This window comes from Actinoplanes sp. NPDC051470, from assembly GCF_040682035.1.
Lineage (GTDB): Bacteria > Actinomycetota > Actinomycetes > Mycobacteriales > Micromonosporaceae > Actinoplanes.
Window position 1 is genome coordinate 492508 of sequence record NZ_JBFBAA010000001.1, and the last position, 25740, is coordinate 518247.

Consider the following 25740-nt stretch of genomic DNA (forward strand, 5'->3'; position numbering starts at 1 on the left):
CTAAGCGCCGTAGCGGCGCTGGCGGGTGCCGTAGGACCGCAGGGCCCGCAGGAAGTCGATGCGGCGGAAGTCGGGCCAGTTGGCGTCGTGGAAGTAGAACTCCGAGTGCGCCGACTGCCAGAGCAGGAAGCCGGACAACCGCTGCTCGCCGCTGGTGCGGATGACCAGGTCAGGGTCGGGCTGACCGCGGGTGTAGAGGTGTTCGGCGATGTGTTCGACGTCGAGGATCTCGGCCATCTCCTCGATGGTCCGGCCGGCCGCCGCCTGCTCGTGCAGCAGCGACCGCACGGCGTCGGCGATCTCGCGCCGGCCGCCGTAGCCGACCGCCATGTTCACCTCGACGCCGCCGGTGCGCTTGCGGGTCTTCTCCTGCGCCGCCTTCATCGCCGCGGCCGTGGTGGCGGGCAGCACGTCGAGCGCCCCCACCATCCGCAACCGCCAGGGGTTGCCCTCTTCGGCCAGCTCGGTGGCGAGGTCTTCGATGATGGTCAGCAGCGGGTCGAGCTCGGCCGCCGGCCGGCGCATGTTGTCGGTGGCGAGCAGGTAGAGCGTGACGTGCTTGATGGTCGCCTGGTCACACCACGCGAGCAGCTCCTTGATGCGGGACGCGCCGACCCGGTGGCCGTCGTTGGGGTCGACGAAGCCCATCTCGCGGGCCCAGCGACGGTTGCCGTCGCACATGACGCCGACATGCTGCGGCACCGGCATGCCTGCCAGCTTCCTGGCCAGCCGCCGTTCGTAGAACGAGTAGATGAGGGACCGCAGATTCATCGCCCCAAAGCCTAGTCATCCCGCGCCAGCGCTCAAGTGGGGCGGTACAGTTCCCGGCCGATCCGACCGATCGTGCGAAAGTCGAAAAGACCGTCAGCGAGTCCCAGATCGGTCATCCGGGCGAAGACCGCCTGGTCCTTGGCCGCCGCCCGGACCGCCGCGTCGACCATCGACGGCCGCCGGGTGAGGAAGGTCGCGAAGCCGGAGTGACGCAGGTGACGGCCGAGCCGGGCGCGCAGGGCGCGGGTGTAGGCGCGGCCCGGGTCGGCGGTGGTGGCGGCCGCGCCGGCCAGCGCGCCGGAGAGCACGGCGTAGAAGATGCCCTCGCCGGTCAGCGGGTTGATCAGCGAGAGGGCGTCGCCGGCCAGCAGCACCCGGCCGTCGGCGGGCGGCGGCCGATGGGTCGACAGCGGCAGGTGGTGGGCGCGCACGTGCTGTGCTCCGGTCACGCCGAGCATCGTCGCCAGGCGGTCCAGGAGGTACGCGCGGCTGAGCGGCGCCCCGCGCAGGACCTCGCCGTACCCGACGTTGGCGGTGCCGTCGCCGATCGGGAACGACCACGCGTACGCCGGCCAGCGCGCCTCCGTGGTCATGATCACCTGTTCGGCGCCGGTCGCCGGCGCGTAGCCGCGGATCGCGAACGCCACGTGTCCCGGCGGGTTGGGCCGCCGCCCGCACAGCCGCCGCACGGTCGAGCCGGCGCCGTCCGCCCCGATCACCGTCCCGGCCGTTATCAGCCCGTCGAGCACCGTGCGGCCGCCCTCCCGCCGCAGCTCACGCACGGTGTGCCGGCGGAACTCGACGCCCGCCGCCACCGCCGCCCGCACCAGCCGCTCGTCGAAGACCAGGCGCGGCACGGTGTGCGCCGGCCGGGGCAGGGGCCGGTCCACCGCCGCGCCGCCCGGCCCGATCAGCCGCAGCCGCTCGACCGGCGAATAGCCCTCGTCCAGGCCGGTGACGCCGAGGCCGGCCAGCACGTCGAGCGCCTCGGCGGCGATGCCGTCCCCGCACGGCTTGTCCCGCGGGAAATCGGCCCGGTCCAGCAGGAGCACGCCGGCGCCGCGCCGGCGAGCGGCGATCGCCGCGGTGGCGCCGGCCGGTCCGGCGCCGACCACCACCACGTCGAAGTCCACCCGCCTCGGATACCCACGAATCATCGCCATATCGCCCCGTCCCACCCGGCCCTTGTCCGATAGTTGATCGGTGGCTTCTTTGACTGGTGGTCGATGGTTCGGGAACCTCCGGGTCGGCGTCAAGATCGGCCTGGCCCTGGGCCTGGCCCTGCTCGCCGGGCTGGCGGCCGGTACGTTCGGCATCGTCGGCCTGAGCCGGGTCGACACCAACGCCAACGCCATCTATGCCGAGAATCTCCAGCCGGCGATGCAGCTGGCGGCGACCCAGGGGTCGTTCGACGACGCGCTCTTCGCGCTGGCGCTGTCGAACATCGCGACCACGAGGGCCGGCGCCGAGCGGCAGCGGGACGCCTCCCTGGCGGCGGCCAAGCAGGTCGACGCCGGCATGGCGGCCTATCGGGCGCTCGGGCTGGAGCCCGCCCAGGAGGGCGCGGTGAACCGGCTGCGGCAGGCCCTTCAGTCGTACCGTCAGGTCCGCGATGACCAGCTCATCCCGGCCGCCCTGGACAGTGACCACCCCCGGTTCGAGCGGGCCTACAACGAGAGCGCGGCGCCGCTGGTCGTCGGGGTCAAGCAGGCATTCGCCGACCTGCGGTCGATCGAGGAGTCGTACGCGTCGGACGCCGCGGCCAGCGCGCACCGCACCTACACGGTGAGCCGCAACCTGGTGATCATCAGCATGCTCGCCGGCCTGCTGCTCGCCGTCGGGCTCGGCGCGCTGACCATCATCCGGATCACCCGGCCGCTGAGCGAGGTCAACTCCACGCTGGCCGAGGTGGCCGACGGCGACCTGACCGGCGTCGTCGAGGTGCGCTCGAACGACGAGGTGGGCCGGATGGCCGGCTCGCTGAACCGGGCCACGAGCAGCATGCGCGAGACCGTGCAGACGCTCGGCACCGCGTCGCAGTCACTGTCCAGCGCGGCGACCCAGCTCTCGGCCACCAGCACGCAGATCGGCGGCAGCGCGGGCCGGGCCAGCGACCAGGCGACCCGGATCGCGACCGCGGCCGAGGAGATCCGCCGCAACGTCGACACGGTCTCGGCCGGCGCCGAGGAGATGGGCGCGTCGATCCGGGAGATCGCGGAGAACGCCAACCAGGCCGCCGCGGTCGCCGGTCAGGCGGTGCAGATGGCTCAGACCACCAACGAGACGGTCACCAAGCTGGGCGAGTCGTCGGCCGAGATCGGCAACGTGATCAAGCTGATCACCGCGATCGCCGAACAGACCAACCTGCTCGCCCTGAACGCCACCATCGAGGCGGCCCGGGCCGGCGACGCGGGCAAGGGTTTCGCGGTGGTGGCGTCCGAGGTGAAGGACCTGGCCCAGGAGACCGCGCGGGCGACCGAGGACATCGGCGCCCGGGTCACCGCGATCCAGGCCGACACCGGCACGGCGATCACCGCGATCGGCGAGATCGACATGGTGATCACCAAGATCAGCGACTACCAGACCACGATCGCGGCGGCCGTGGAGGAGCAGACCGCCACGACGGCCGAGATGAACCGTGGCGTCGGCGAGGCGGCCACCAGCGTCGGCGAGATCGCGACCGGCATCGACACGCTGGCCACCACCACCCGGGTCACCACCGAGAGCGTGTCCGAGACCCAGACCGCCGCCGAGGAGCTGGCCCGGATGTCGGCCGAGCTGCAGAACCTGGTCGGGACCTTCCGGGTCTAGGGCCGGTCGTTTCTCGTCCGGATCAAGGCGTACGAGGACAGGGCGACCGCCACCACGAGGGGCGCGCCGTCGCGGACCAGCCCGTCCAGGCCGAGCAGCAGGTAGCACAGCGGCAGGTCGATCAGCAGCACCGCGGCGCCGGCCCAGGCCAGCACCACCCGCGCGAACCGCTTGCCCCGGAGCAGGAAGAACGTGGTCAGCAGCACGACGTAGCTGACACCGAACCCGGCCACGAACCAGAAGATCACGGCCAGCAGGTATTCCGGCTTGTCGCCCAGCTCACCGACCGAGATCAGGCACGGCACCAGCATCAGCGGGCTGTAGGTGAAGGCCGACACCCGCGCGGTCATCAGCCAGCCGCTGACCTCCCGGCGTGGCGCGCCCTCGTCCCAGGTGAGGCCGTCGCGCCCGAACGTCACCTTGCGCGGGTGCCGCACCAGGTGCTCGCCGACCGCGGGATGCCGGTAGAGCAGCGCCACCACGCTCACGCAGAGCACCACGAGCACGCCGAACCCGACGACGCCCGCGAACACCGGGGCGCCGGTCTGGGGCACCACCAGCCGGCCCACCGCGAAGATGGTCGTGACGGCCAGGATCAGCCCGAACGGCCGGGCGCCGGCCCGGCCCCGGCGGACCTGCGCGATCAAGATCAACCATCCGAGGGTACGCAGCAGCGCCCACCCGGTCCGCACCCAGAGCCCGAGGCCGGGCTCCGGGGCGTACCAGAAGTTGAGCAGCTCGACCACCACCGTGGCCGCCGCCGTCGCCGCCAGCAACCAGGTCAGCGCACGGACCGCGACCGGGCGCACGCTGCTCTCGACCGTCATGCCCGCCAGCGTAAGTAGTGGTAGCCCAGAGCGGTATTCGGCGAGCGAAAGCCGCCCTGGGCTACCACTGCTGGTTAGGCGAGCCGGGCGCGCAGCGCGTCCAACTCGGACCACAGCACGGCCGGCAGCTTGTCGCCGAAGCGCTCGAACCACTCGGTGATCTGGGGCAGCTCGGCCTCCCACTCGGCCCGGTCCACGGCCAGCGCGGCCGCCACGTCGGCGCGCGGGACGTCGAGGCCGGTCAGGTCGAGCGCCTCGGGCGTGGGCACGTGGCCGACCGGGGTCTCGACCGCCTCGCCGCCGCCGTCGAGCCGCTCGCAGATCCACTTCAGGACCCGGGTGTTCTCGCCGAAGCCGGGCCACAGGAAGCGGCCGTCGTCGCCGCGCCGGAACCAGTTGACGTAGAACACCTTGGGCAGCTTGGCCTCGTCGCCGGACGCGCCCTTGGCCATGTCCAGCCAGTGCTGGAAGTAGTCGCCGGCGTGGTAGCCGATGAACGGCAGCATGGCCATCGGGTCGCGGCGCACCACGCCGGTCCGCCCGACCGCGGCGGCGGTGGTCTCGGACGACAGCGTCGCGCCCAGGTAGACCCCGTGGGTCCAGTCGCGGGCCTCGCTGACCAGCGGGATCGTGGTGCGGCGGCGCCCGCCGAAGAGGATCGCGTCGATGGGTACGCCACGCGGGTCGTCGTATTCCGGCGCGAGGATCGGGCACTGCTCGATCGGCGTGCAGAACCGGCTGTTGGGGTGGCTGGACGGCGCGTCCGAGGCGGGCGTCCAGTCCTGGCCACGCCAGTCGGTGAGGTGGGCCGGCGGCTCGCCCATGCCCTCCCACCAGATGTCGCCGTCGTCGGTCAGGGCGACGTTGGTGAAGACCGAGTTGCCGCGGGCCAGCGTCCGCATCGCGTTCGGGTTGGTGTGGAAGTCGGTGCCCGGGGCGACGCCGAACAGCCCGTACTCCGGGTTGGTGGCCCACAGCCGGCCATCGGAGCCGAACCGCATCCAGGCGATGTCGTCACCGACCGTCTCCACCTTCCAGCCCGGCAGCGTCGGTTCGAGCATGGCCAGGTTGGTCTTGCCGCAGGCCGAGGGGAAGGCGCCGGCGATGTACCGGACCCGGCCCTCGGGCGAGGTCAGCTTCATGATCAGCATGTGCTCGGCCAGCCAGCCCTCGTCCCGGGCGGCCACGCTGGCGATCCGCAGCGCGAAGCACTTCTTGCCGAGCAGCGAGTTGCCGCCGTAGCCCGATCCGTACGACCAGATCTCCCGCGTCTCCGGGAAGTGCGAGATGTACTTCGCCTCGTTGCAGGGCCAGGGCACGTCTTGCTGGTCGGGCGCGAGCGGTGCGCCGACCGAGTGCAGCGCCGGGACGAACGGCGCGTCGTCGCCCATCGCTTCCAGCACCGCGCTGCCCATCCGGGTCATGATCTTCATCGAGGCGACCACGTACGGGCTGTCGGTCAGCTCGACGCCGAACATCGGGTTGGGCGCGTCCAGCGGGCCCATGCAGAACGGGACGACGTACATCGTCCGGCCGGTCATGGAGCCGGTGTAGAGCTCGGTCATCACCGACTTCATCTCGGCCGGCGCCATCCAGTTGTTGGTCGGCCCGGCGTCCGCCTCGTCGGCGGAGCAGATGAACGTGCGCTCCTCGACCCGGGCGACGTCACCGGGGTCGGTGCGGGCCCAGAAAGAACGTTCTTTCTTGCTCGGGTCGAGCCGCACCAGCGCGCCGCTCTCGACCAGCTCGTCGGTGATCCTCGTCCATTCGGCGTCGGAGCCGTCACACCAGACCACTCGGTCGGGGGTGGTGCGGGCGGCTACCTCGTCGATCCAGCTCAGGAGTCTCTTGTGGGCGGTCGGCGCATCAGGCACGTGATCTCCTTCGGTCGGCTCTGACCAATGGCGAAGCGGGCCGTGTGGGCGGCCGCGTTCTTGGAGTCACGTCAGACTAAGCCGCTAACACGTTCAGTTCATCGGCTGTAGCTGTGGATAACCACACAATCTTCGGCGTCCGTGCTCGTTACCTATCGTTCCTTCAATGCTGAGCGCAGTTCCGCGCAACAAGCCGTTCATTTCGCCTCGCCGAGGGCACTTTCACAAATCGGACTTAACGCCCTAAGCTGTCTGCTAATCGGGCTTTCCTCTCGCTCCCGGCTCAGGAGGCAGGAATGACGATCGCGGGCATGGACGACACGGACTCCGATCTGCTCGCGGCGGTGCGGGGTGGCGACACCGCGGCGTACGGGACGCTCTACCAGCGGCACCGCGACGCGGCCCGGCAACTCGCGTACTCGCTGACCCGCGATCCGGCCGAGGCCGACGATCTGGTCGCCGAGACCTTCGCCCGGGTCTTCGCCACCCTGCGGGCCGGCCGTGGCCCGCTCGCCGCCTTCCGCGCGTACCTGGCCACCACCCTCAGGCACGTCTGCTACCACCGCGCCCGGCGCGACCGCCGCCTCGAGTTCACCGACGACCTGACCCGGTACGACGCCGGCGAGCCGTTCCTCGACCCTACCCTGGAACGGCTGGAGCGCACCTACGCCGCCCAGGCCTTCCAGCAGCTGCCCGCGCGCTGGCGGGACGTGCTATGGATGACCGAGGTCGAGGGCGCCGGGCCGGCCGAGATCGCTCCCCGGCTCGGCCTCACCCCGAATGCCGTGGCCGTCCTGGCGCACCGTGCCCGCGAGGGCTTGCGCGGCCTCTACCTGCAACAACACGTCGCGGTCGCCGATCATCCGCAGTGCCGGTTCACCGGCGAACGGCTCAGCGGGCACGTCCGCGGGCGGCTCGCGCCCCGCGAGGCGGTGCGGGTCGCGGCCCATCTGAACGGCTGCGCGTCGTGCCGATCGAAGGCCGCCGAACTGACAGAGGTGGACACGGTTCGCTACCCCCCGTATAGGCAACGTCACCATTCAGCACCGACCTGTTAAGAGTCGCTCACGACAACGGCGACCCCTGACGACCGCCGGTACTCTCGAACGCGTGCCCGAGACCTCGCCGCAGCCGCAGCACACGCTGCGAGAACGGCTGCTCGGCCTGATCCGCGAGGTGGGCAAGTTCGGCGCGGTGGGCGGCGTCGCGTTCCTGATCGACCTGGCGATCTTCAACCTGCTGCTCAGCGCCGACACCGAGAGCCGGGTCGCCAAGACGATCTCGATGCTGGTCGCCACGACCGTCGCGTTCCTGGGCAACCGGTTCTGGACCTGGCGGAACAGCCGGCACACCCACATGGCCCGGCAATACACCCTGTTCTTCGTGATCAACGGCGTCGGGCTGGGCATCAGCCTGGCCTGCCTGACGATCACCCACAACCTGCTCGGCGACGTCTGGCCGGTTCTGCAGACCCAGGCCGCCGACAACATCTCCGGCCAGCTGGTCGGCACGGCGCTGGGCACCCTGTTCCGCTTCTGGTCGTACCGCCGTTTCGTCTTCCCGGCCGATGTCGATGACGGCGCCTCGCCTGTGACTTCGGCTTCAGTCACGCGATCGTGACCCCTCTCCCGCGTCCCCTTCCCCGTAAGGTTGCCGAATGCCTTCAGCCCGCATGCTGACGGAACGACTGCGCCGGATCGCTCCCGAGGCCTTCGCCTTCGGGGTCATCGGCGCGGCCAACGCCGCCCTGTATTTCGCGATCACCTATGTCGCGATGCCGATCGGCGCCGTCAAGGCGACCGTCATCGCCACCGTGGTCACCACCACGCTGGCCTACTTCGCCAACCGGTACTGGACCTACCGCCACCACACGAAGACCGCGCTCCGGCGTGAGTACGCGCTGTTCTTCGGCTTCAACCTGGTCGGCATGGTGATCCAGTCGGGGTCGGTGGCGGTGGCCAAGTACGGCTTCGGGCTCACCGAGACCGACCACCGGTGGCTGCTCATGGGTGTGACCCTGTTCGCGGCCGGGGTGGCGACGCTGTTCCGCTTCTGGGCGTACCGCACGTTCGTGTTCCTGAAGCCGCCGGTGGACGGCCACGAGGCCGCGATCGCCGAGATGGACGTGGCCGCCGGGCTGGCCGAGCTCAGCGCCGAGGAAGACTTCGACGCGCAGCTTTCTGAGCTGGAGGAGCAGGAGCGGGCGGAGCGTCGCTGAGCTCGTCGTCCTCCTCGTCCTCGCGCAGGTGGTCCTCTTCGATCAGCTCGTAGAGGGTGGTCTGCAACTCCTGCACCCGCGGCACCGACTTCAGCACCAGCGCGGTGTCGCCGATCGAGTCGACGGTCATCGTGCCGCACCCGAACATGCGGTCCCACAGTGATTGCCGCACCACGTGGTCGTTCACGCGGGCCAGGGGCACGTCCCGCCGCTCCCGGGTCAGCACGCCCTCCTGGGTGAGCACCCGCTCGTCGGTGAACACGTAATGCGTGCACCGCCAGACCACCAGCGGCGCGACGCCCTTGGTCAGGGCGATGAAGAGGGCCAGCGCGCCGACCACGCAGACGCCGATCAGCCCGCCGTCGTTGTCGGGCAGCATCACCCACGCGACGATGGTCACGGCCAGCGAGAACAGCAGCGCGAGGGCCGGTGGCACGGCCGCCTTGGCATGGGGGCGGAGGTGGAGGACGACCTCTTCCTCCTCGGTCAGGACGTCGTCCGGGAAAGGCACGCGGTCAGCGTACGTGTCGCACGTCACCGGCCGAGACACGGTTCTCGGCGCCGTCAGCCGAACGGACCACCAACTGCCCGTCGGCGTCCACGTCCACCGCGGCGCCGACCAGGTCGCCCCCGGCCGGCCGGGACACCCGCACGTCCCGCCCGATCGTCGAACACCCTCGGCGGTACGCGGCCAGCAGCCCGCACATCTCGGCGTCGCCACCGGCCTCGCGCCAGCCCGAATACCACTGGGCCAGGCTCCGCAGCAGGGCCTTGAGCAGCGGATCGCGGTCGGCGCTCTTGGCCCCGGCGATCTGCAGGGAGGTGGCCGGCAGCCCGGTGACCGGCGGCAACTCGTCGACCCGGGTGGTCACGTTCAGCCCGAGGCCGACCACGACCGCGTCGCCGGCCACCTCGGCCAGGATCCCGGCGCACTTCGCATCATGCACCAGCAGGTCGTTCGGCCACTTCAGGTCGGCGTCCAGCTCGGTGATCCGGTGGACCGCCTCGCGCAGCGCGACCCCGGCCAGCAGCGGCAGCCAGCCCCAGCTGCGGCTGGGCACGTCGCCCGGGCGCAGCAGCACGCTGAGCGTGAGCCCGGCCCGCGGCGGTGAGACCCAGCCCCGGTCCCGCCGGCCACGCCCGGCGGTCTGCTCCTCGGCCACCACGACCAGGCCCTCCGGCTCGCCGGCCAGGGCGGCCTCGGTGGCGTCGGCGTTGGTCGACCCGGTCCGGGCCCGGATGTCCAGGCGGCGCCACAGGCCGCCGGGCACGACGAGCGCGCGCTCGAGGCTGCGCTGGCTGAGCGGCGGGCGCTCCAGATCCCGGTACGGCGAGGACATCCGCTCAGGCTAGCTCCGGGGCGTCGCCGGCTCAGCCCGGGTCGGCGGCGTGCCTGCTCCGGTAGACGTTGCTGCGCTCCGGCTGGGTGTTCGCCGACGGGCGGGGCCGGGGCCGCGGGCGGCTGCGTGGCGGGGTCTCCGGCTCGCCCGGCTCAGTTCCGGCCCGCCTTACCGCCCGGGGCTGGACGTTGTGCGTGGACCAGTGGCGCGGCAGCTCGATGCGACCGGCCGGTTGCGCCGGCGGCCACTGCGGCACGACCCTCGGCTGCTCCGGCTGGTCGACGGGGCCGAACCGCAGGCTTCCGGTCGGCTCCGGTTCGTCGATCGGGTCGAAACGGGACGGGTGCACCGGGGCCTGGGGCAGGCGCTCGACCGGGGTCGGCCAGCCGTACGACTCGTCCGGGATCGGCGTCCAGTAGTCGCCCGACGCCGGCTCCTCGTCCTGGTACTCCGGGCGCACCCAGCCCTCGATCCGGTCGCCCTCGCGGATCGGGCGCTGCTTCGGCGCCGATTGCTCGGCGGCGGGCATGGCTGCCAACGCGCTGGTCGGCTCGTCGACCACCCCGTTGCGCGGCCGGAAGCGGCCCTTGACGGCGTGGGTCGGTCCGTCCTTCCCCGGCCGCTTTCCCTCCCGCTTTCCCTCCCGCTTTGCCTCCCGCGGCAGCCCGGTCGGGACTCCCGGCCGCTTTCCCTCCCGCTTTCCCTCCCGCGGCAGCTCGATCGGGACTCTCGGCACGTCGATCGGGGCCGGCGGCGCTTCGATCGCGGCTCGGGTGGGCGCCGCGGGCAGGGCGGCCAGCACCTGCCGCCGGCGGCGGGCCCGGATCTGCGCCGGCACCGTGATCGTCGACCCGCCCCGTCGCCGCTCGCCCCGGGCCTCGACCCCGCCGCCACCCCAGAGGACGTGCCGGAACCCGATCAGGGTGGCGATTCCCCCGGCGATCAGGGCGAGGCCGGCCGTGGTCATCCAGTTCGTCACGGGTGGAGTAACGAATAGGGCATTCGGTACGAAACGCCACCGTCCCATCCTCCGAACGGTCTGGATACGATCACCTCGTGACCCTCCAGCAGGACGCCCCCACCCCGGGCGAGCAGCAGATCGACGTGCACACCACGGCCGGCAAGCTCGCCGACCTCGACCGGCGCATCCAGGAGGCGGCGAACGCCGGTTCGGAACGCGCGATCGAGAAACAGCACGCCCGCGGCAAGAAGACCGCCCGCGAACGCATCGCGCTGCTGCTCGACGAGGGTTCCTTCGTGGAACTGGACGAGCTGGCCCGGCACCGGTCGACCGCCTTCGGGCTCGAGCAGAACCGGCCGTACGGCGACGGCGTGGTCACCGGCCACGGCACCATCGACGGCCGGCAGGTGTGCGTGTTCTCCCAGGACTTCACGGTCTTCGGCGGCTCGCTCGGCGAGGTCTTCGGCGAGAAGATCGTCAAGGTGCTCGACCTGGCCATGAAGATCGGCTGCCCGATCATCGGGATCAACGACTCGGGCGGCGCGCGCATCCAGGAGGGGGTGGTCGCGCTCGGGCTGTACGCCGACATCTTCTTCCGCAACGTACGGGCCAGCGGTGTCATCCCGCAGATCTCCCTGATCATGGGCCCCTGCGCGGGCGGCGCGGTCTACTCGCCGGCGATCACCGACTTCACCGTGATGGTCGACCAGACCTCGCACATGTTCATCACCGGTCCCGACGTGATCCGCACGGTCACCGGCGAGGACGTCGGCATGGAGGAACTGGGCGGCGGGCGTACCCACAACAGCCGCAGCGGCAACGCGCACTATCTGGCGTCGGACGAAGAGGACGCCATCGACTACGTGCGCGCGCTCCTGTCGTACCTGCCCAGCAACAACCTGGACGAACCGACCACCTACCCCCTCGACGCCGACCTCGACCCGTCCCCCGCCGACCTCGCCCTCGACACCCTGATCCCCGACTCGGCCAACCAGCCCTACGAGATCAAGACCGTGATCGAGGCGGTGGTGGAAGACTTCCTCGAGGTGCAGCCGCTGTACGCGCAGAACATCGTGGTCGGCTTCGGGCGGGTCGAGGGGCGACCGGTCGGCGTCGTGGCCAACCAGCCCATGCACCTGGCCGGCACGCTGGACATCGCGGCGTCCGAGAAGGCGGCGCGGTTCGTGCGCACCTGCGACGCGTTCAACCTGCCCGTGCTGACCTTCGTGGACGTGCCCGGCTTCCTGCCCGGGACCGGCCAGGAGTGGGACGGCATCATCCGGCGCGGGGCCAAATTGATCTACGCGTATGCCGAGGCGACGGTCCCCAAGGTCACCGTCATCACCCGGAAGGCGTACGGCGGCGCGTACGACGTGATGGGTTCCAAGCACCTCGGTGCCGACATGAACTTCGCCTGGCCGACCGCGCAGATCGCCGTGATGGGCGCCCAGGGCGCGGTGAACATCCTCTACCGTTCCACGCTGGCCGCCGCCGACGACCCCGCCTCCCGGCGCGCCGAGCTCATCCAGGAGTACGAGGACACGCTGGCCAACCCCTACATCGCGGCCGAACGCGGCTATGTGGACGCGGTCATCGCCCCGGCCCGGACGCGCGCTCAGGTCACCCGGGCGCTGCGGGCCCTCCGGACCAAGCGCGAGACGCTACCGCCGAAGAAACATGGAAACATCCCACTGTGACCGACCATTCGGGCTAGTGACAATGCGTTAGGACGCGCGCACCCTATACCGCATGTCTTTGAGCTCGATGTCCCTGCTCACGGCCATCCTCGTGGGCATCGCGGTGTTCGGACTCGGCTACGTGTGGAGCGGCTTCCGCGCATCGCGTGTCCTCCTCAAGGGAGCGAAGGGTAGCGTCCCCAAGGCGCGCGCCCTCTACTGGGGAAACCTCGGCAAGCTGATCAAGTGGGGCGTCGTGGCCGCCGCGATCCTCTTCGTGCTGGTCACCTGGAGCGCCCGCGACGCGCCGGCATCGTCCGAGAGGCCGGCGCCGTCACCGTCCCCCTCAGCTCGCCGATAGCTCCGGCAACCACTGCCCGGCCAGCATGAACGCCCCGACCACCAGCACCGCGATCGTCACCAGATAGAAGAACCCGACCCACATGACCGCGGGTACGCGCGTGAGATGCGCCAGCTGATCGGCGTCGGACTCGGGCATCCGCCCCCGCCGCCGCAACTTCTGCAGCTCACCGACCGGCCGCACGCCCCCGACCAGCAGGAACCACACCCCCACGTAGGCGAACGCGGCCTGCACCTGGGGCGACGCGTACCAGGACACGGCGAACACGATCGCGCCGGTGACCAGCAGCGAGATCACGCCGAACACATTCCGGATGTTGATCAGCATGAGCAGCAGCAGCACGATGGCCAGCCACAGCAGCAGCGTGATCCGGTTCCCACCCAGGATCCAGGCGCCGGCCAGCCCCACCAGCGACGGCGCGATGTAACCGGCCAGCAGCGTGAAGATCATGCCCGGCCCGGTCGGCCGCCCCGCCGACAGCGTGAGGCCGGAGGTGTCGAACTCCAGCCGGATCCCCCGCAGCCGGCGCCCCGTGAGCAACGCGGCCAGCGCATGGCCGCCCTCGTGCGCGATGGTCACCGCGTTGCGGGCGATCCGCCACACCGGACGAATGGCCACCGCGGCCAACGCCACCAGCGCGGTGATCAGCGCCAGCAGGGCGGGCGGGTCGGGCTGGGCGCTGAACAGCTCGTCCCAGATGCTTGTCACACCGTCGATCGACACAGCCCGCGAGCGTAGTCGATCTGTCCAGGTCCCAGCTGTGCGACCTTCTGACCGCTATCCACTTTCTGACCGCTTCCCACCTTTTTGGGTGTCGGCTCCGACGCGGTGGGGTCAGGCTCGCCTCCGGGCCACGGCCCTCGCCGGTTCGCGGTTGCCGATCATCCGCATACCGGCTTCGCGACTGCCGATCAACCGCACGCCGGTCTCGCGACTGCCGATCAACCGCACGCTGGCTTCGCGATTGCCGATCAACCGCATAGCGGCGAAGCCGCCGGCCACGATCACCAGAGCGGCGATGACCAGGACGGTCACCAGCGGACTGGCAGCCGCGGCAAGCACTGCCACGTCGGCCACGGCGACGAGCATCCACAACGCGAGTGTGGGCATGCTGCCGTGTTTTCTGCGAACCATGGTGCACCTCCATCCGTGTCCGGACGGATCAGTACCCCGTGAATCGGACGTTCACTCGCATCACGCCGGCTTGAACCCCTTGTAGATCTGCTGGAGCACGGCCTTGTTGGCGTCCCAGTTGTCCGGCGACGTGTAGTACGAGATCCCGAACGCCTTCTTCGAGTTCACGATGATGCCGCGCTTCTGGGCGTGCTGCGGGTTCCCCGACGTGGTCGTGTACGTGAACTCCCAGTCGGCCGCCTTCTGGAAGTAGCCCGAGATCGCGCCCAGCCGGATCCGCTGGTAGTCGCGGTACTGGTTGCCGCGGCGGTCCTCCTCCTGCTCCTCCCAGTCCTTGACCGGGTCGGGCTTCGGCTGATCGGTCTGGTCGATGATCAGCAGGCGATGCTCGGTGTCGTCCTGGAAGTAGACCTCGGAGCCACGCTGCTGCGCCTTGAACCCCTTGGGCAACGCCACCGAGAATCCGTCGCCGTTGTAGACGGTCCAGCCCGCCGGCACCACGACCTGCGCCGACGGCTTGGTGGCGGGCGGTGTGCTCGGCTTCCCGGTGGCCGGCGGCGTCTTGTTCTCGGCGTCACCGTCGTTCCCGGCCGGCGGCGCCACGTTCCCCGTCGCCGCGGGCGGCTCCGGCGCTCCGGTCGGCTCCTCGTCACCAGCCATGGCAAGCGGCACGAGTACGACGACCAGCAGCAGAATCACGGCCAGAATGGCGATGCCGATCGCGGTCTGCTTCCGCGTCAACGTGGTGCCGAAGATCGTCACCCCTCGCGACCGCATCGTCGGCGGAACCAGCGGCTGCCAGGCCGGCCGGTTCGACCGCGGGAACGAGGGCGTGTCACTGGTCTGATCCGGCCGCACCCCGATGACGGCGGTGCCGGCGGCGGTCTTCGCGCTACCCGGCTCATCCGGAAGCCCGCTCAGATCACTACGCGTGGCGTTGGCCAGCGCGGCGGTGGTGACCCGGGCCGTCTTGTCCTCGGTGTTGGACACCGGCGTGCGGGCGGTCGCGTCATCGGCGCCCGACGCGGGCCCGCTGGTCGTCTTGCCATCAACGGCCGACCCGGGCTTGCCGGTCGTCTTGCCATCAACGGCCGACGCGGGCTTGCGGGCGGCGGGCACGGAGATCTCGGATTGGGCGCCACTCCGCTCGTTGATCTGAGCGGCGACCTCGGTGGCGGCCAGCCTGGCGTTGGTGTCGGCGGGCGCTTGAGGTTTGCTCGCCGTCCCGGGCTCGGCTTTCGTTTTGGCCTGGTCCGTGCCGGTCTGACCTGCCGTCGGACTTTCGGTCGTCGCGGCCGCTGCCACCGCTGGCCCGGCCGCTGAAGCGGCGTGCGTGGTCGGTTCGGTTTCGGCCGCCGCGCCGGACGTGTCGGCCAACGCCGTATCCGATTCGGCGTGATTTGCCTTGGTCTCCCCAGCGTTGGACTGCTGGGCCTTGGCCTGCGCCTTGTCGGACTGGTCGGCCTTGGTCTGCGCCGCGTCGGACAGGTCGGCATCGGTCTGCGCTGCGTCAGACTGGTCCGCCTTGGATTCGGCGGTCTCGAGCTCGGCGGCCGCTGATGCAGCGGCCGACGTCGCGTCGGTCTGCGCGGCTGCGGACGGCCTGGACTCCGCGGGGGCAGAAGCCTTCCCGCCCGCTTCGGCCGTCGGCGAGCCGTCACTGTCTGCCTTGGTCGCGGCAGCCTTCGCGGGATCGGCGGCGACCGTGCCCTGCTCGCCCGTCTGCGCCACGTCACTGTCGCTGGCGGGCGTTCTGGTCGCGTCGGATCCGGCCGCCCCGGCGGTGGCGGCAGCCTTCGCCGCGGCGGTGCGGCCACGCCCCTTCTTCGCCCGAGCGCCCTTGGCCGTCGTCGAGCCGGCCGTCGCCGTCTCGGGGACCTTCGCCGCCTGGGCGCCGCTGGTGACCTGCGATGAGTCGGCAGCACCGACGCCGCCCTCGTCAGCGCTCGTAGTCTCGGTCGCCTTGGCGCCGGTCGCCTTGGCACCGAGCTGCTCCGCGCCGGTCGTCTCAGCGTCGGTCGTCTCAGCGTCAGTCGTCGTGGGGGCGGTCGTCTCAGGGCCGGTCGTCTTGGCGTCAGTCGCCTTTGGGCCGGTCGTCTTGGCGTCGGCAGTCTTGGGGTCGATCGCAGCCTTGGCCGACAAGGCCTCATCCGTGGACTGAGCCTGACCCGCCAAGGCGGACCCGCCGCCCTGCGACCCAGCCACGTCCTGCGACGCTGCTTCAGTCACGCCCTCCGACCCAACAACACCCGCCGACGGGGCCTCCGTCGTTGAGCTAGCGCCCGCTGTCGCCTCAGATGTGTCCTTGGTCGGAGTGCCGGCCTTCGACGAGCCCTTCGCATCGACGACATCCGCCGCCGTCGCGGCCACCGGCTCGGCACTGGTCGCAGCAGCTGGCTCGGCGCTGGTCGCAGCAGCTGGCCCAGCCTTACCCGCCGCCTTGCCGCTGGTCTCGGTGAGCGCGTCGGCGTCCGACCTCGTGCTCGTCTCGGCCGCCGGCTGAGCGCTGGCTGTGGTCGCTTTTGCCCGATCGGCCTTGGTCGTCGCGGCGGGTTTCGCCTCTGCCTCGACGGCGGCCTCGACGGCAGAACCCGCCGACTTGACTCCGGGACCGTCCATCTCGGCGGCAGGAGCAGCCGACTCAACTCCGGGACTTTCCGTCCCGACGGTGGGAGCGACCCTATTGGCGGGAGCGGCCGTCTCGGCGGGAGCGGCCGGGGCGGCCGTGTCGGCAGCAGGAGCGGCGGATTTGGCTTCGGGCGTTGCGGCTCGGCCGGTCGACGGGTCGGGGTGGCCGGGCTTGTCCGCGGATTCGGGCTTGGTGGGCGTGGCGGCTTCTGAGGGCTGTGCCACGGGGGTGTTGGGCTCGTCGGCCAGAGGGCCGCCTGCGCCCCTCTCGGGAGTTTTGCGGGTGGGCGGCCTGCTGCTGACCGCCGCGGTGCGGTCGTCGGTGGGGGTCGCCTCGGGGCGGCGGCGCACCACTGAGGTGGCGCCGGTGTCGACTGATGCGCCGGCTGGCGACGTGGTCAGCGGCGGCTGGGCCGACGACGGGCGCTGCGGGGCCGCGGGGGCGCTCTGCGGGGCCGCGGGGGCCGTGGCAGCGCTCTGCGGGGTGGCCGGCGGGGACGGGGTGCGGTGGACGACCGTGGTCGGTTCGGCGGTCGGGCGCTGGCGGGACGGTGGGAGTCCGCGGGCGGCTCGGCGGGCCTCCTGGGCGGCCAGGTACTGCTGGGAGGCGGCGGCCAGGCGGGCCTCGGCCTCGGCCTCGGAGAGGGGTGGGCCGCTGCTGGTCTGGTCGGCGGGGTTCGGCGCGGGGGCGAAACCCTGGGCCGCCGGAGGCTGCGGGGAACCGGGGTGGGCGGGACTCTGCGGGCCGGGGACCGTGCCGTACGTGCCCCGGGTGCCGTGAGCAAGCGCGCCATTTGCGCTCGACGGGTCGGGACCCGGTGTCGCCGCAGAGCCATCTCGCCCCGTTGTTGCGCCTGTCGAGCCTCGTGAGCGCGTACCCCCGCCTGGAATTTGATCTTCTCTTACCGGCGGGGTGTCAAGGCGCGTGGGAGTTTCGGGCGTGGGGCGGCTGACCGAGGCCTTGCCGGGCGCGAAGACCGGGCGGCCCGTAGCCGGCGGCGGACCGGGAGTGACGGGAGGCGGCACGGGGCGGCCACGGGGCGGAGTGCCACCCGAGGCGGCCGGCGGCTGTTGCGGGCGGGAGACCGGCGGGCGCGGACCGGGGACGACCGGCGCCGCGCCGGTGGTGGGGCCGGGGACGACCGGCGGGCCGGAGCGCTCACGGCCGACGCCGGGGCGGCGCATCGTGGGGCTCATCGGGAACGACAGCTTCGAGCGGCGGCCGGTGGCCCGCTGGAGCAGGCGCTCGGCCTCGATGGCGTCGATGCGGTGGGCGGGATCTTTGCGCAGCAGACCGTTGAGCACCGGCTTGAGCGGGCCGGCGTTGCGGGCGGGCGGCGGGTTCTCGGTGGCCAGGGCGGCCAGCGTGGCGATCGCGGACGGCCGCGCGAACGGCGACGAGCCCTCCACCGCGGCGTACAGCGTGGCGCCCAGCGACCACAGGTCGGCGGCCGGGCCGGCGGTGCCGTCGCGGGCGCGCTCCGGAGCGATGTACGCCGGCGAGCCCAGCACCAGGCCGGTCCGGGTGACATCGGGGTTGCCGGGCAGCGTGGCCAGCCCGAAGTCGGTAAGCACGACCCGGCCGTCCAACCCGATCAGCACGTTGCCGGGCTTCACGTCGCGGTGCACGACGCCGTTGCGGTGCGCCGCGCGCAGGGCGTTGAGAACCCCAAGACCGATCTCAGCGGCGCGTACGGCCGGGTAGGGCCCGTCGGCGGCCAGCTTGTCCTGGAGCGAACGTGACGGGACGTACTCCATCACGATCCAGGGGTCGGCGTCGGTACGCAGCACGTCGAAGACGCGCACCACGTTGACGTTGTTGAGCCGGGCGATCGCACGCGCCTCACGCAGCGACCGCTCGCGCATCTCCTGCCGCTCGTCATGGGTCAACCCCGGCGGCGGCACGAGCTCCTTGATGGCGACCTCGCGGTGAAGCACCACGTCGTTCGCCCGCCAGACACGACCCATCCCGCCCTGACCGAGCGGCGCGATGAGCCGGTAACGGTCAGCGACAATGAGCGGGGGGGAAGTAGACATCACGCAGAAAATACCCGGTCATGTCTAGGCGCAGCTAATCGATCAGCCGAGTGTGGGATTCGTGTCACCGAGCCCTCCCCGAGATTGTCGTAGGCTCTGTCGATGGATGCGGAACCGCAGGTCAGCGTCGTCCGAGGCACACCGACCGAAGAAGAGCTGGCCGCGCTGCTCGCGGTGGTCGCCGCCCGGGCCTCAAGATCCTCCATGTACGCGGTCTCACATCCGCCCCGGTCGGAGTGGGCCCGCAGCGCCCGCCCGGTAAAAGGGCCCTCCTCCTGGCGCGCGTCGGGCTTTGTCCACAGGGCGTCCTGAGGGGCGCTCGGAGCCGCTACTCTCGCGGTGGATCCGAACACATCGACGTACGTGAACGGATCTTCACGGTGTTCCGTCCGGGGAGGGAGCGGCGATGCTGGCGGAGGAGGACCGCGGGCCAGGTTGGCTCCGCGACTACGGCTACACAGATTTCGGCACGATCGAGGCCGACATCGCGGCCATGGAGGAGTTCGCGAAAAAACTCCGAACCGACGTGGAGACCAACTACGTCCCCCACCTCACGAGCGTGACCGACAAGATGCTCACCGAGCTGCCCCCACCGGCGGCAACGTTCCCCGAGCTCGTCGGCTTCATGGAGGAGCACCTGAGGGTCCAGGACGCGACCCACATCAACGTCTACAACTTCGCCAACGGCACGAACACCTTCGCGACGGCGGCGCAGGAGATCAGCCGGGAGTACGACGGCAGCGACGCGTTCGCCCAGGCCCGCGTCAAGGACGTCGACAACGCCTTTCACAGCGCGGTGACCCCGATGGGCGAGGTGGCCCCCGATGCTTGATCCCGGCGGAGGCGGCGGCTACGGCGGCACGAACTGGGCCAACGCGTCAATGGTCGACATGTGGATGACCCTGCAGAACCAGGACACCACGCCGCATTGGCAGCTGGTCGACGGCTGGCGCAAGTCCTACGAGCTGACGTTGCAGCACATGTCGGCAGTCCGGAACTACCGGGAGAACCTCGCCACGGCGTGGCCGCCCGGCAAGAGCCCGGCGGCCGCCGCGTATGTCGCCCGGCTGGACGAGCTGCTGGGCCACCTTCAGGAAACCTACGACGCGGCGATCGCCAACCACAGCGCCCTGAGCAGCGCGACCCTGTCGATCAGCTCGACCCGCACCGAGCTGGAGCGGGTGGTCACCGAGTACCTGGCCAACGAGTCCAAGCTCGTCGACTACGAACACGCTAAAGAAGTCGCGGCCATGCCGGTCGGCGGCAAAGGCGCAATGCCGCGTCCCACGCCGAGGAACCCGGTGCCCACAGGCCGCCAGGCCGAACTGGAGACCCGCGCCCGCGGCCTAATGTCCAGCCTGAGCATCGACCTAATCGAAGCAAAGTCCCAACTCCGCCAGCCGAAGCCATATGACCCGTCCAAGAGCGTCAGTGACGACAAAGAGATTAGGAACGGCAGCGAATATTCCGCACCTCCGCTTCCTCCTGTCGTCCCGTTCGACCCTGACACAGGCGCGCAGTCGTCTCCGTCTCACCTCGCGAGACCTAGTCAGCAGTTTCCGGCCAGTGTGGGCAGCGTGACACCGACGGCACCCGGTCATCCTGGGCTTGTGCTCGGGGGGAACCAGCCGCCCCTTGTTGGACCACAGCCTCAGTCACCAATCGTAACGCCGTCACCGGGCCTCCCCGGTCCGACAATCGGCGCAGTACCTGGCTTGCCCGGTGCACCGATCCGGCCTATCGGGAAAGCCCCCGCAGGACCAGGTCCGATCGGTGGCGCGCAAGGCGGTGTTAGCTCTGGATTGTCACGTGCAGCGCCAGCGGGGCCGCGCGGCGCAATCCCGCCGGGCGGAGTCATTGGCGCACCTCAGGGGCCGGTCTCGCGGACTGCGCCGCAGCGCGTGAATCCCGTTGGGGGCGTAATTGGACAGAGTGCCGGGAACTCGGTTATGCCGATGGGATCACCCAACTCGGCCGATGATAATTCGGGCTCGCAGGGTCGGCGTTGGGATCCCGATAACCCATGGGCTACGGCCGAGGGAGTACCACCTGTCCTGATGCCTTCGAAAGAGCAGCCTGTCGATCCCGGCCCTGCAATCGGACTCGACTAGAAGTCATGCGAAAAGCTCTAACTATCGCCGCCATAGCCGCTCTGGCCGGCACGATCGCTTTACCATCAACACCCGCGCGGGCAGATGACATTCGCAAGTCGATGTGGCATCTCGGCTATCTCAACATTGCCCAAGCCAACGCGATCAGCACCGGCAAAGGTGTGACGGTTGGCGTCATTGACACGGGCGTCGCGCCTCACCCCGACCTGCGCCGTAACTTGCTGTCGGGCCACGATGTGGTATCCGGAGGCGACAGCACGGGCAGGACCGATACTGACGGACACGGAACAGAGATGGCTGGGCTAATCGCGGGACACGGCCGGTCCGGTGAAGCGGGCGTGGTCGGCATCGCGCCCGAAGCGAAAATCTTGCCCGTCAAGGAATCCAACGCGGAGGACAACGGTAACAGCGCGACGATCGCCAAGGGCCTCGATTGGCTTTCTTCCCAAGAGGTGCAGGTCATTAACATATCGTCAGCGGCCGGCCCTTCAATCGCGCTCGAAGACGCCGTCCAGAAGGCGCTCGCCAGTGATAAACTTATCGTCGCCGGCAGCGGGAATCGGCCGCGGATGGTCACCTTTGGAAATCCCGCATCCCTAGACGGCGTCTTAGCGGTCGGCGCGATCGACAAAAGCGGTAAACACGCCGCGATCTCAATGAAGGGATCGCCTGTCCAGATCTGTGCCCCAGGAATGGACATCACCAGCACTGAGCCCAAAGACCGCTATGCAACCTTCGACGGGACATCGCCTGCGACGGCAATCGTGTCAGGGGCTGCTGCGCTCGTTCGAGCGAAGTTCCCGGATCTGTCAGCGCAACAGGTCGTAGAGCGACTTACGTCAACTGCGACTGACATCGGTCCATCCGGGCGGGATGATGAGTGTGGGTTTGGGGTGCTCAATATCGTCAAAGCATTGACTGCCGACGCCCCCGCCACCGGTCAGGCCAGTGACGCTCCCCCGGCCACGTCCACCGCCGGCACCGGCACCGGCACCGGTCAAGCCTCGCCCGAGACGGACTCTTACGGGGTACCCGTCGGAGCAATTGCCGCCGTTGTCGGGGGCGGCGTGGTGCTCGTCGGAGGGCTGATCGCTCTGCTTGTCGCTCGGCGGCGGCGTGTGCGGTGAAGTTCGGAGACACATCGGTGCAGTGGGGGGTCACCGTGAGCTGTGGTCTGTAGCGTGCAGGCTGTGCTGACCGACATTTCGTACCGTCTTGTTCTCGCCTCTGCCAGCCCGGCCCGCCGCGCTCTGCTCAAGGCTGCCGGGATTGACGTTGATGTGCTGGTCAGCGGCGTGGACGAGTCTGTTGTCGAGGCCGAGGACGCGTACACGCTGAGTTTGGCTCTGGCTCGGATGAAGGCTCGCACCGTCGCCGCGCGGATGCAGGCTGACCCGGGGGTGCTGGTGCTGGGGTGTGACTCGGTGCTGGCGTTCGAAGGGCAGATTCTCGGCAAGCCGGCCGACGCGGGTGAGGCGGTTGAGCGGTGGCAGGCCATGCGGGGCAAGTCGGGGGTGCTGCACACGGGGCATCACCTGACCGACCTGGTCACGGGGCGGCAGGCCGAGGATGTCGGCACGACTGTGGTGCACTTCGCGGACATCACCGACGCGGAGATCGAGGCGTACGTGGCGACCGAGGAACCGTTGCACGTGGCCGGCTCATTCACGATCGACGGGCGTGGCGGGGCCTTCGTGGAGCGGATCGAAGGTGACCCGGGCAACGTGGTCGGGCTGTCGCTGCCGCTGATGCGCCGCCTGCTCGGCGAACTCAACGTGTCCATCACGCAGCTGTGGAGAGACTAAGAGTGACGTACGAACCGCTTCAGCTCACCCCGGACCTGCACGCCTACCTCCTGGCCCATTCGACGCCGCCCGACGCCATCACGGCCGATCTGATCGCCGAGACGCGGGCCAACCTGCCCGACGCGGCCGGCATGCAGGTCGCACCGGAGCAGGCCGCCTTCCTCAAGATCCTGGCCGCGGTCACGCAGGCACGGAACGCCGTCGAGATCGGCACCTTCACGGGGCTGTCGTCGCTGGCCATCGCCCGGGGAATGGCCGAGGGCGGCAAGCTGATCTGCTTCGACGTCTCCACCGAGTGGACCGACATCGCCCAGCGCTACTGGCGGCGGGCCGGCGTGCAGGACCGCATCGAGCTACGCATCGGGCCGGCGGCCGACGGGATCACCGCCTTGCCGGCCGAGGAACACCTGGACCTGGTGTTCATCGACGCTGACAAGGAGAACTACACGACCTATTGGAACGCGCTCGTGCCACGGATGCGCCGGGGCGGCCTTGTCCTGGTCGACAACGTCCTGTGGAGCGGCCGCGTGCTCGACCCGCGGGACCAGCGTGACCGGGGCGTCGTCGACTTCAACGCCGCGGCGGTGGCGGACACACGGGTCGAGCTGGTGATCGTCCCCATCGGAGACGGCATCACGATGGCCCGGAAGCTCTAGCGGAACCGGCCCGGAACCTCTAATTAGCGGACCGAGCGGGCGAACAGCCGCGCCGCCCAGGTCACGGCCAGCACCGCCAGCAGCGCCATGATGAGCAGCCCCTGCCACACGTCGGGTGAGCCCAGATCGCCTCGGAACAGCGCCCGCGTCCCGTCGACCGCCCAGGAGAACGGGTTCCAGTTCGCGATGCCCTGGAGCCAGCCGGGGGCGTACGTCAGCGGCAGCAGAATGCCGGACAGCAGCAGCACCGGCTGGGCCACCGTGTTCATCAGCGGCGCCAGCGCGTCCTCGCTCTTCACGGCCAATGCAACGCCATAGCTCACTGCCGACGTCATAAGTGATATGAGCGCGAGCATGAGGTACGCCAACAGCAGGTTCCCGATGAACACCCGCAGGTCGAAGGCCAACGCCAGCAGGGTGATGATCACCGCCTGGGCGATCAGCGACACGGTGTCCCGCAACGAGCGCCCGAGCAATAGGGCGAGCCGGCTGACGGGGGTGACCCGGGAGCGCTCGATCACCCCGGCCCGCAACTCGGCGATCAGGCCGAAGCCCTGAAACAGCCCGCCGAAGATGGCGAGCAGCACCAGCAGGCCGGGCACGAAGATCTCGTACGCCTCAGCGTTCGTGCGCACGCCCAGCGCCGGCTTGAGCAGCGGGGCGAACAGCAGCAGATACATCACCGGCTGGAAGAGCCCGACCGCGATCCACACCGGGTTCCGCAGCAGCAGCTGCATCTGACGGTTGAAGATCAGTGAGATGTCGCGCAGCAGTTTCATCGCTCAGCTCTCCCGCAGCGATCGGCCGGTCTTGGTCAGGAACACGTCGTCGAGGCTGGGCCGGTGCAGCTCGATGGTTCTGAGCTCGACCGACGCGGCGTCGAGGGCCCGGAGGATGAGCGGGATCGCGGCGGCCCCGTCGTCGACGTAGAGCCGCACGCTGTCGTCATGCGTCTCGATCTTGGTCACGAACGGGGCCGAGTCGAGGGCTTCGGCGGCCGCCGAGACGACCGGCGTGGACACCCGCACCACGTCGCCGGAAATGTCACGCTTCAGCGAGGCCGGTGACCCGGAGGCGACCACCACTCCGTGATCCATGATGGAGATCCGGTCACAGAGCGCGTCCGCCTCGTCGAGGTAGTGCGTGGTGATGAAGATGGTCATCCCCTCGTCCCGGAGCCGGCGCACCTCGTCCCACATGTGGGCCCGGCTCTGCGGGTCGAGCCCGGTCGTCGGCTCGTCGAGGAACACGACCTTCGGCTCGTGGATGATCCCGAGCGCGATGTCGACCCGGCGCCGCTGGCCGCCGGAGTACGTCTTGCACTTGCGGTCGGCGTACTCGGCGAGCTGGAAGCCGTCCAGCACCCGGGCCGCCCGTTCGAGGGCGGCGCTTTTCGAAACCCCGTACAGCCGCGCCTGAAGAACCAGCTCCTCGCGCGCGGTCGACTCGTCCCAGGTGCTGCCGCCCTGCGCGACGTACCCGATCCGCCGGCGCACCTCGCCCGGGTCCCGCAGCAGGTCGACGCCGTTGATCGTGGCGGAGCCGCCGTCCGGCTCGATGAGCGTGGCGAGCATCCGCAGGGTGGTGGTCTTGCCGGCGCCGTTCGGGCCGAGGAAGCCGAAGATCTCCCCCGCGGCGACCTCGAGATCGACGCCGCGGACGGCCTCGACCACCTTCTTCTCCCGGCCTTGCCGGGACGTGAACGACTTACGTAGCCCCTTCGTCTGGATCATACGAAGGAGGCTAGGCCTCTCAAGCTGGACTAGTCAAACTTGATTATTCGACCCAGCCCGCCGGCGCCTCGCCCGGCCGCTGCGGCGTGAAGGTCTCCGGCACGTACGGCGTCCCCTCCTCGATCAGCTTCGCCGTACGCTCGCACCAGCGAATTTCCGCCTCACCCATGTCGATCGACCGCTCCCACATCCAGCTCACGAAGACCGGCTTGGTCTTCACCCAGTCGGCCTCGTTGGCCGCCCGAAGCTGCTCGATCCCGGCCCGCAACTGAGTCGCCCGATTACGCAGCGCAGCCGCAGCCTCATCACGCGGCAGCGCCGGCAGAAACGAGAACGCCGCCATGAACGGATCGGCCGGCCCGGTCAGGTTCCACCACTCGTTCCGCAGCAACGCCTGAAACTCCGCCGCCCCCCGCTCCGTGATGCCATACGTGGTCCGAGCCGGCCGCGCCCCCACCTGCTCGGTGGCCACCTCATGCAGCAGCCCCTCATCAGCCAACTTGCGCAGAGCGTGATAAATCGACCCCGGCTGCACATTCGCCCACTTGTCGGCACTCCAGCTCAGCAGCTCCCGCCGCACGTCATAGCCGTGCACCGGCTGCATCCACTGCACCAGCCCGAGGATCATCATGCGAGTTGCCGACATGCCGACAAGTTTATTAGACAAGTTTGACCAAACACCAAGATCAAGGGCCGGTCGCAGCCGGGTGGGTGGTGCAGACCGCTGCTCCCGCCGAGGGTCGCTCCGCTCCACCTGCGTAAGCGGTCACCCTCCGGCCGCTGACGCGGCCCACCTC

Annotated in this window: 25 protein-coding genes; 12 read left to right on the forward strand and 13 right to left on the reverse strand. The window is 70.0% G+C overall.

Going from position 1 to position 25740, the window contains the following annotated elements; translation table 11 throughout:
- Together AB0M54_RS02390 and AB0M54_RS02395 are read right to left on the reverse strand one after the other, a co-directional pair.
- Complete coding sequence (locus AB0M54_RS02390) at window positions 1–771, reverse strand: isoprenyl transferase (RefSeq protein ID WP_364314127.1); 771 nt, start codon at window positions 769–771, stop codon at window positions 1–3.
- Window positions 772–803: 32 nt separating this feature from the next.
- Complete coding sequence (locus tag AB0M54_RS02395) at window positions 804–1904, reverse strand: NAD(P)/FAD-dependent oxidoreductase (protein ID WP_364468705.1); 1101 nt, start codon at window positions 1902–1904, stop codon at window positions 804–806.
- Between the two features lie 70 nt (window positions 1905–1974).
- Here AB0M54_RS02395 and AB0M54_RS02400 point away from each other — a divergent pair, with 70 nt between their 5' ends.
- Window positions 1975–3582 carry a methyl-accepting chemotaxis protein gene (locus AB0M54_RS02400; RefSeq protein WP_364314122.1) on the forward strand — a complete coding sequence of 536 codons (1608 nt, stop codon included), beginning with the start codon at window positions 1975–1977 and terminating at the stop codon, window positions 3580–3582.
- Here AB0M54_RS02400 and AB0M54_RS02405 read toward each other — a convergent pair.
- Entirely contained in the window at window positions 3579–4409 is an 831-nt protein-coding gene (locus tag AB0M54_RS02405; protein ID WP_364314119.1) for a hypothetical protein, read from the reverse strand. The genes AB0M54_RS02400 and AB0M54_RS02405 overlap by 4 nt on opposite strands.
- 74 nt (window positions 4410–4483) lie before the next feature.
- Window positions 4484–6283 (reverse strand): phosphoenolpyruvate carboxykinase (GTP), encoded by a 1800-nt coding sequence (locus AB0M54_RS02410; RefSeq protein ID WP_364468707.1) that lies wholly within the window; start codon window positions 6281–6283, stop codon window positions 4484–4486.
- Between the two features lie 311 nt (window positions 6284–6594).
- Here AB0M54_RS02410 and AB0M54_RS02415 point away from each other — a divergent pair, with 311 nt between their 5' ends.
- The 3 genes from AB0M54_RS02415 to AB0M54_RS02425 are packed head-to-tail and all read left to right on the forward strand — an operon-like array spanning window position 6595 to window position 8501.
- Complete coding sequence (locus tag AB0M54_RS02415) at window positions 6595–7341, forward strand: sigma-70 family RNA polymerase sigma factor (protein ID WP_364314114.1); 747 nt, start codon at window positions 6595–6597, stop codon at window positions 7339–7341.
- A 52-nt stretch (window positions 7342–7393) separates the two neighbouring features.
- The gene (locus AB0M54_RS02420; protein WP_364468709.1) at window positions 7394–7903 is read left to right on the forward strand and encodes a GtrA family protein; all 510 of its coding nucleotides are present in this window, start codon (window positions 7394–7396) and stop codon (window positions 7901–7903) included.
- A gap of 37 nt (window positions 7904–7940) precedes the next feature.
- The gene (locus AB0M54_RS02425; RefSeq protein WP_364314108.1) at window positions 7941–8501 is read left to right on the forward strand and encodes a GtrA family protein; all 561 of its coding nucleotides are present in this window, start codon (window positions 7941–7943) and stop codon (window positions 8499–8501) included.
- Here the strand turns inward: AB0M54_RS02425 and AB0M54_RS02430 are convergent.
- The 3 genes from AB0M54_RS02430 to AB0M54_RS02440 are packed head-to-tail and all read right to left on the reverse strand — an operon-like array spanning window position 8431 to window position 10820.
- Window positions 8431–9012: a PH domain-containing protein gene (locus tag AB0M54_RS02430; protein WP_364468711.1), complete on the reverse strand. Its 582-nt coding sequence runs from the start codon at window positions 9010–9012 to the stop codon at window positions 8431–8433. The two genes, AB0M54_RS02425 and AB0M54_RS02430, sit on opposite strands and share 71 nt — an antisense overlap.
- 4 nt (window positions 9013–9016) lie before the next feature.
- Window positions 9017–9841, reverse strand: a complete 825-nt coding sequence (locus AB0M54_RS02435; RefSeq protein ID WP_364314102.1) for a biotin--[acetyl-CoA-carboxylase] ligase — start codon at window positions 9839–9841, stop codon at window positions 9017–9019.
- Window positions 9842–9872: 31 nt separating this feature from the next.
- Entirely contained in the window at window positions 9873–10820 is a 948-nt protein-coding gene (locus AB0M54_RS02440) for a hypothetical protein (RefSeq protein ID WP_364468713.1), read from the reverse strand.
- A gap of 77 nt (window positions 10821–10897) precedes the next feature.
- Between AB0M54_RS02440 and AB0M54_RS02445 the strand changes: the two genes are divergently transcribed.
- Window positions 10898–12499 (forward strand): acyl-CoA carboxylase subunit beta, encoded by a 1602-nt coding sequence (locus AB0M54_RS02445; protein ID WP_364314096.1) that lies wholly within the window; start codon window positions 10898–10900, stop codon window positions 12497–12499.
- 52 nt (window positions 12500–12551) lie between these two features.
- Complete coding sequence (locus AB0M54_RS02450; protein WP_364314093.1) at window positions 12552–12839, forward strand: hypothetical protein; 288 nt, start codon at window positions 12552–12554, stop codon at window positions 12837–12839.
- Here AB0M54_RS02450 and AB0M54_RS02455 read toward each other — a convergent pair.
- The 3 genes from AB0M54_RS02455 to AB0M54_RS02465 form a co-directional block, all read right to left on the reverse strand.
- On the reverse strand, window positions 12825–13562 hold the full coding sequence (locus tag AB0M54_RS02455; protein WP_364314091.1) for a M50 family metallopeptidase: 738 nt from the start codon (window positions 13560–13562) through the stop codon (window positions 12825–12827). The two genes, AB0M54_RS02450 and AB0M54_RS02455, sit on opposite strands and share 15 nt — an antisense overlap.
- 111 nt (window positions 13563–13673) lie before the next feature.
- On the reverse strand, window positions 13674–13973 hold the full coding sequence (locus tag AB0M54_RS02460) for a hypothetical protein (RefSeq protein ID WP_364468715.1): 300 nt from the start codon (window positions 13971–13973) through the stop codon (window positions 13674–13676).
- A gap of 60 nt (window positions 13974–14033) precedes the next feature.
- Entirely contained in the window at window positions 14034–18638 is a 4605-nt protein-coding gene (locus tag AB0M54_RS02465) for a protein kinase (RefSeq protein ID WP_364468717.1), read from the reverse strand.
- A 102-nt stretch (window positions 18639–18740) separates the two neighbouring features.
- On the opposite strand from AB0M54_RS02465, the gene AB0M54_RS02470 reads away from it, so the two are divergent.
- The 6 genes from AB0M54_RS02470 to AB0M54_RS02495 all read left to right on the forward strand — a co-directional run bounded on the left by AB0M54_RS02470 (window position 18741) and on the right by AB0M54_RS02495 (window position 23210).
- On the forward strand, window positions 18741–18950 hold the full coding sequence (locus AB0M54_RS02470; protein WP_364314081.1) for an acyl-CoA carboxylase epsilon subunit: 210 nt from the start codon (window positions 18741–18743) through the stop codon (window positions 18948–18950).
- A gap of 94 nt (window positions 18951–19044) precedes the next feature.
- Complete coding sequence (locus AB0M54_RS02475) at window positions 19045–19470, forward strand: hypothetical protein (protein ID WP_364314078.1); 426 nt, start codon at window positions 19045–19047, stop codon at window positions 19468–19470.
- Window positions 19463–20749 (forward strand): hypothetical protein, encoded by a 1287-nt coding sequence (locus AB0M54_RS02480; protein WP_364468719.1) that lies wholly within the window; start codon window positions 19463–19465, stop codon window positions 20747–20749. Before AB0M54_RS02475 ends, AB0M54_RS02480 begins: the two co-directional genes overlap by 8 nt.
- A 5-nt stretch (window positions 20750–20754) precedes the next feature.
- Window positions 20755–21876: a S8 family serine peptidase gene (locus AB0M54_RS02485; RefSeq protein WP_364468721.1), complete on the forward strand. Its 1122-nt coding sequence runs from the start codon at window positions 20755–20757 to the stop codon at window positions 21874–21876.
- A 63-nt stretch (window positions 21877–21939) separates the two neighbouring features.
- A complete protein-coding gene (locus AB0M54_RS02490; RefSeq protein WP_364314070.1) occupies window positions 21940–22554 on the forward strand; it encodes a Maf family protein in 615 nt (204 codons plus the stop codon).
- 2 nt (window positions 22555–22556) lie between these two features.
- Window positions 22557–23210, forward strand: a complete 654-nt coding sequence (locus AB0M54_RS02495; RefSeq protein ID WP_364314067.1) for an O-methyltransferase — start codon at window positions 22557–22559, stop codon at window positions 23208–23210.
- A 23-nt stretch (window positions 23211–23233) separates the two neighbouring features.
- On the opposite strand, the gene AB0M54_RS02500 is transcribed toward AB0M54_RS02495, so the two are convergent.
- From AB0M54_RS02500 to AB0M54_RS02510, 3 genes are read right to left on the reverse strand one after another with little or no spacing between them, the layout of a single operon-like run.
- On the reverse strand, window positions 23234–23989 hold the full coding sequence (locus AB0M54_RS02500; RefSeq protein WP_364468723.1) for an ABC transporter permease: 756 nt from the start codon (window positions 23987–23989) through the stop codon (window positions 23234–23236).
- Window positions 23990–23992: 3 nt separating this feature from the next.
- Window positions 23993–24943 carry an ATP-binding cassette domain-containing protein gene (locus AB0M54_RS02505; RefSeq protein WP_364468725.1) on the reverse strand — a complete coding sequence of 317 codons (951 nt, stop codon included), beginning with the start codon at window positions 24941–24943 and terminating at the stop codon, window positions 23993–23995.
- 43 nt (window positions 24944–24986) lie between these two features.
- Entirely contained in the window at window positions 24987–25589 is a 603-nt protein-coding gene (locus AB0M54_RS02510) for a PadR family transcriptional regulator (RefSeq protein ID WP_364468728.1), read from the reverse strand.
- Window positions 25590–25740: the final 151 nt, after the last annotated feature.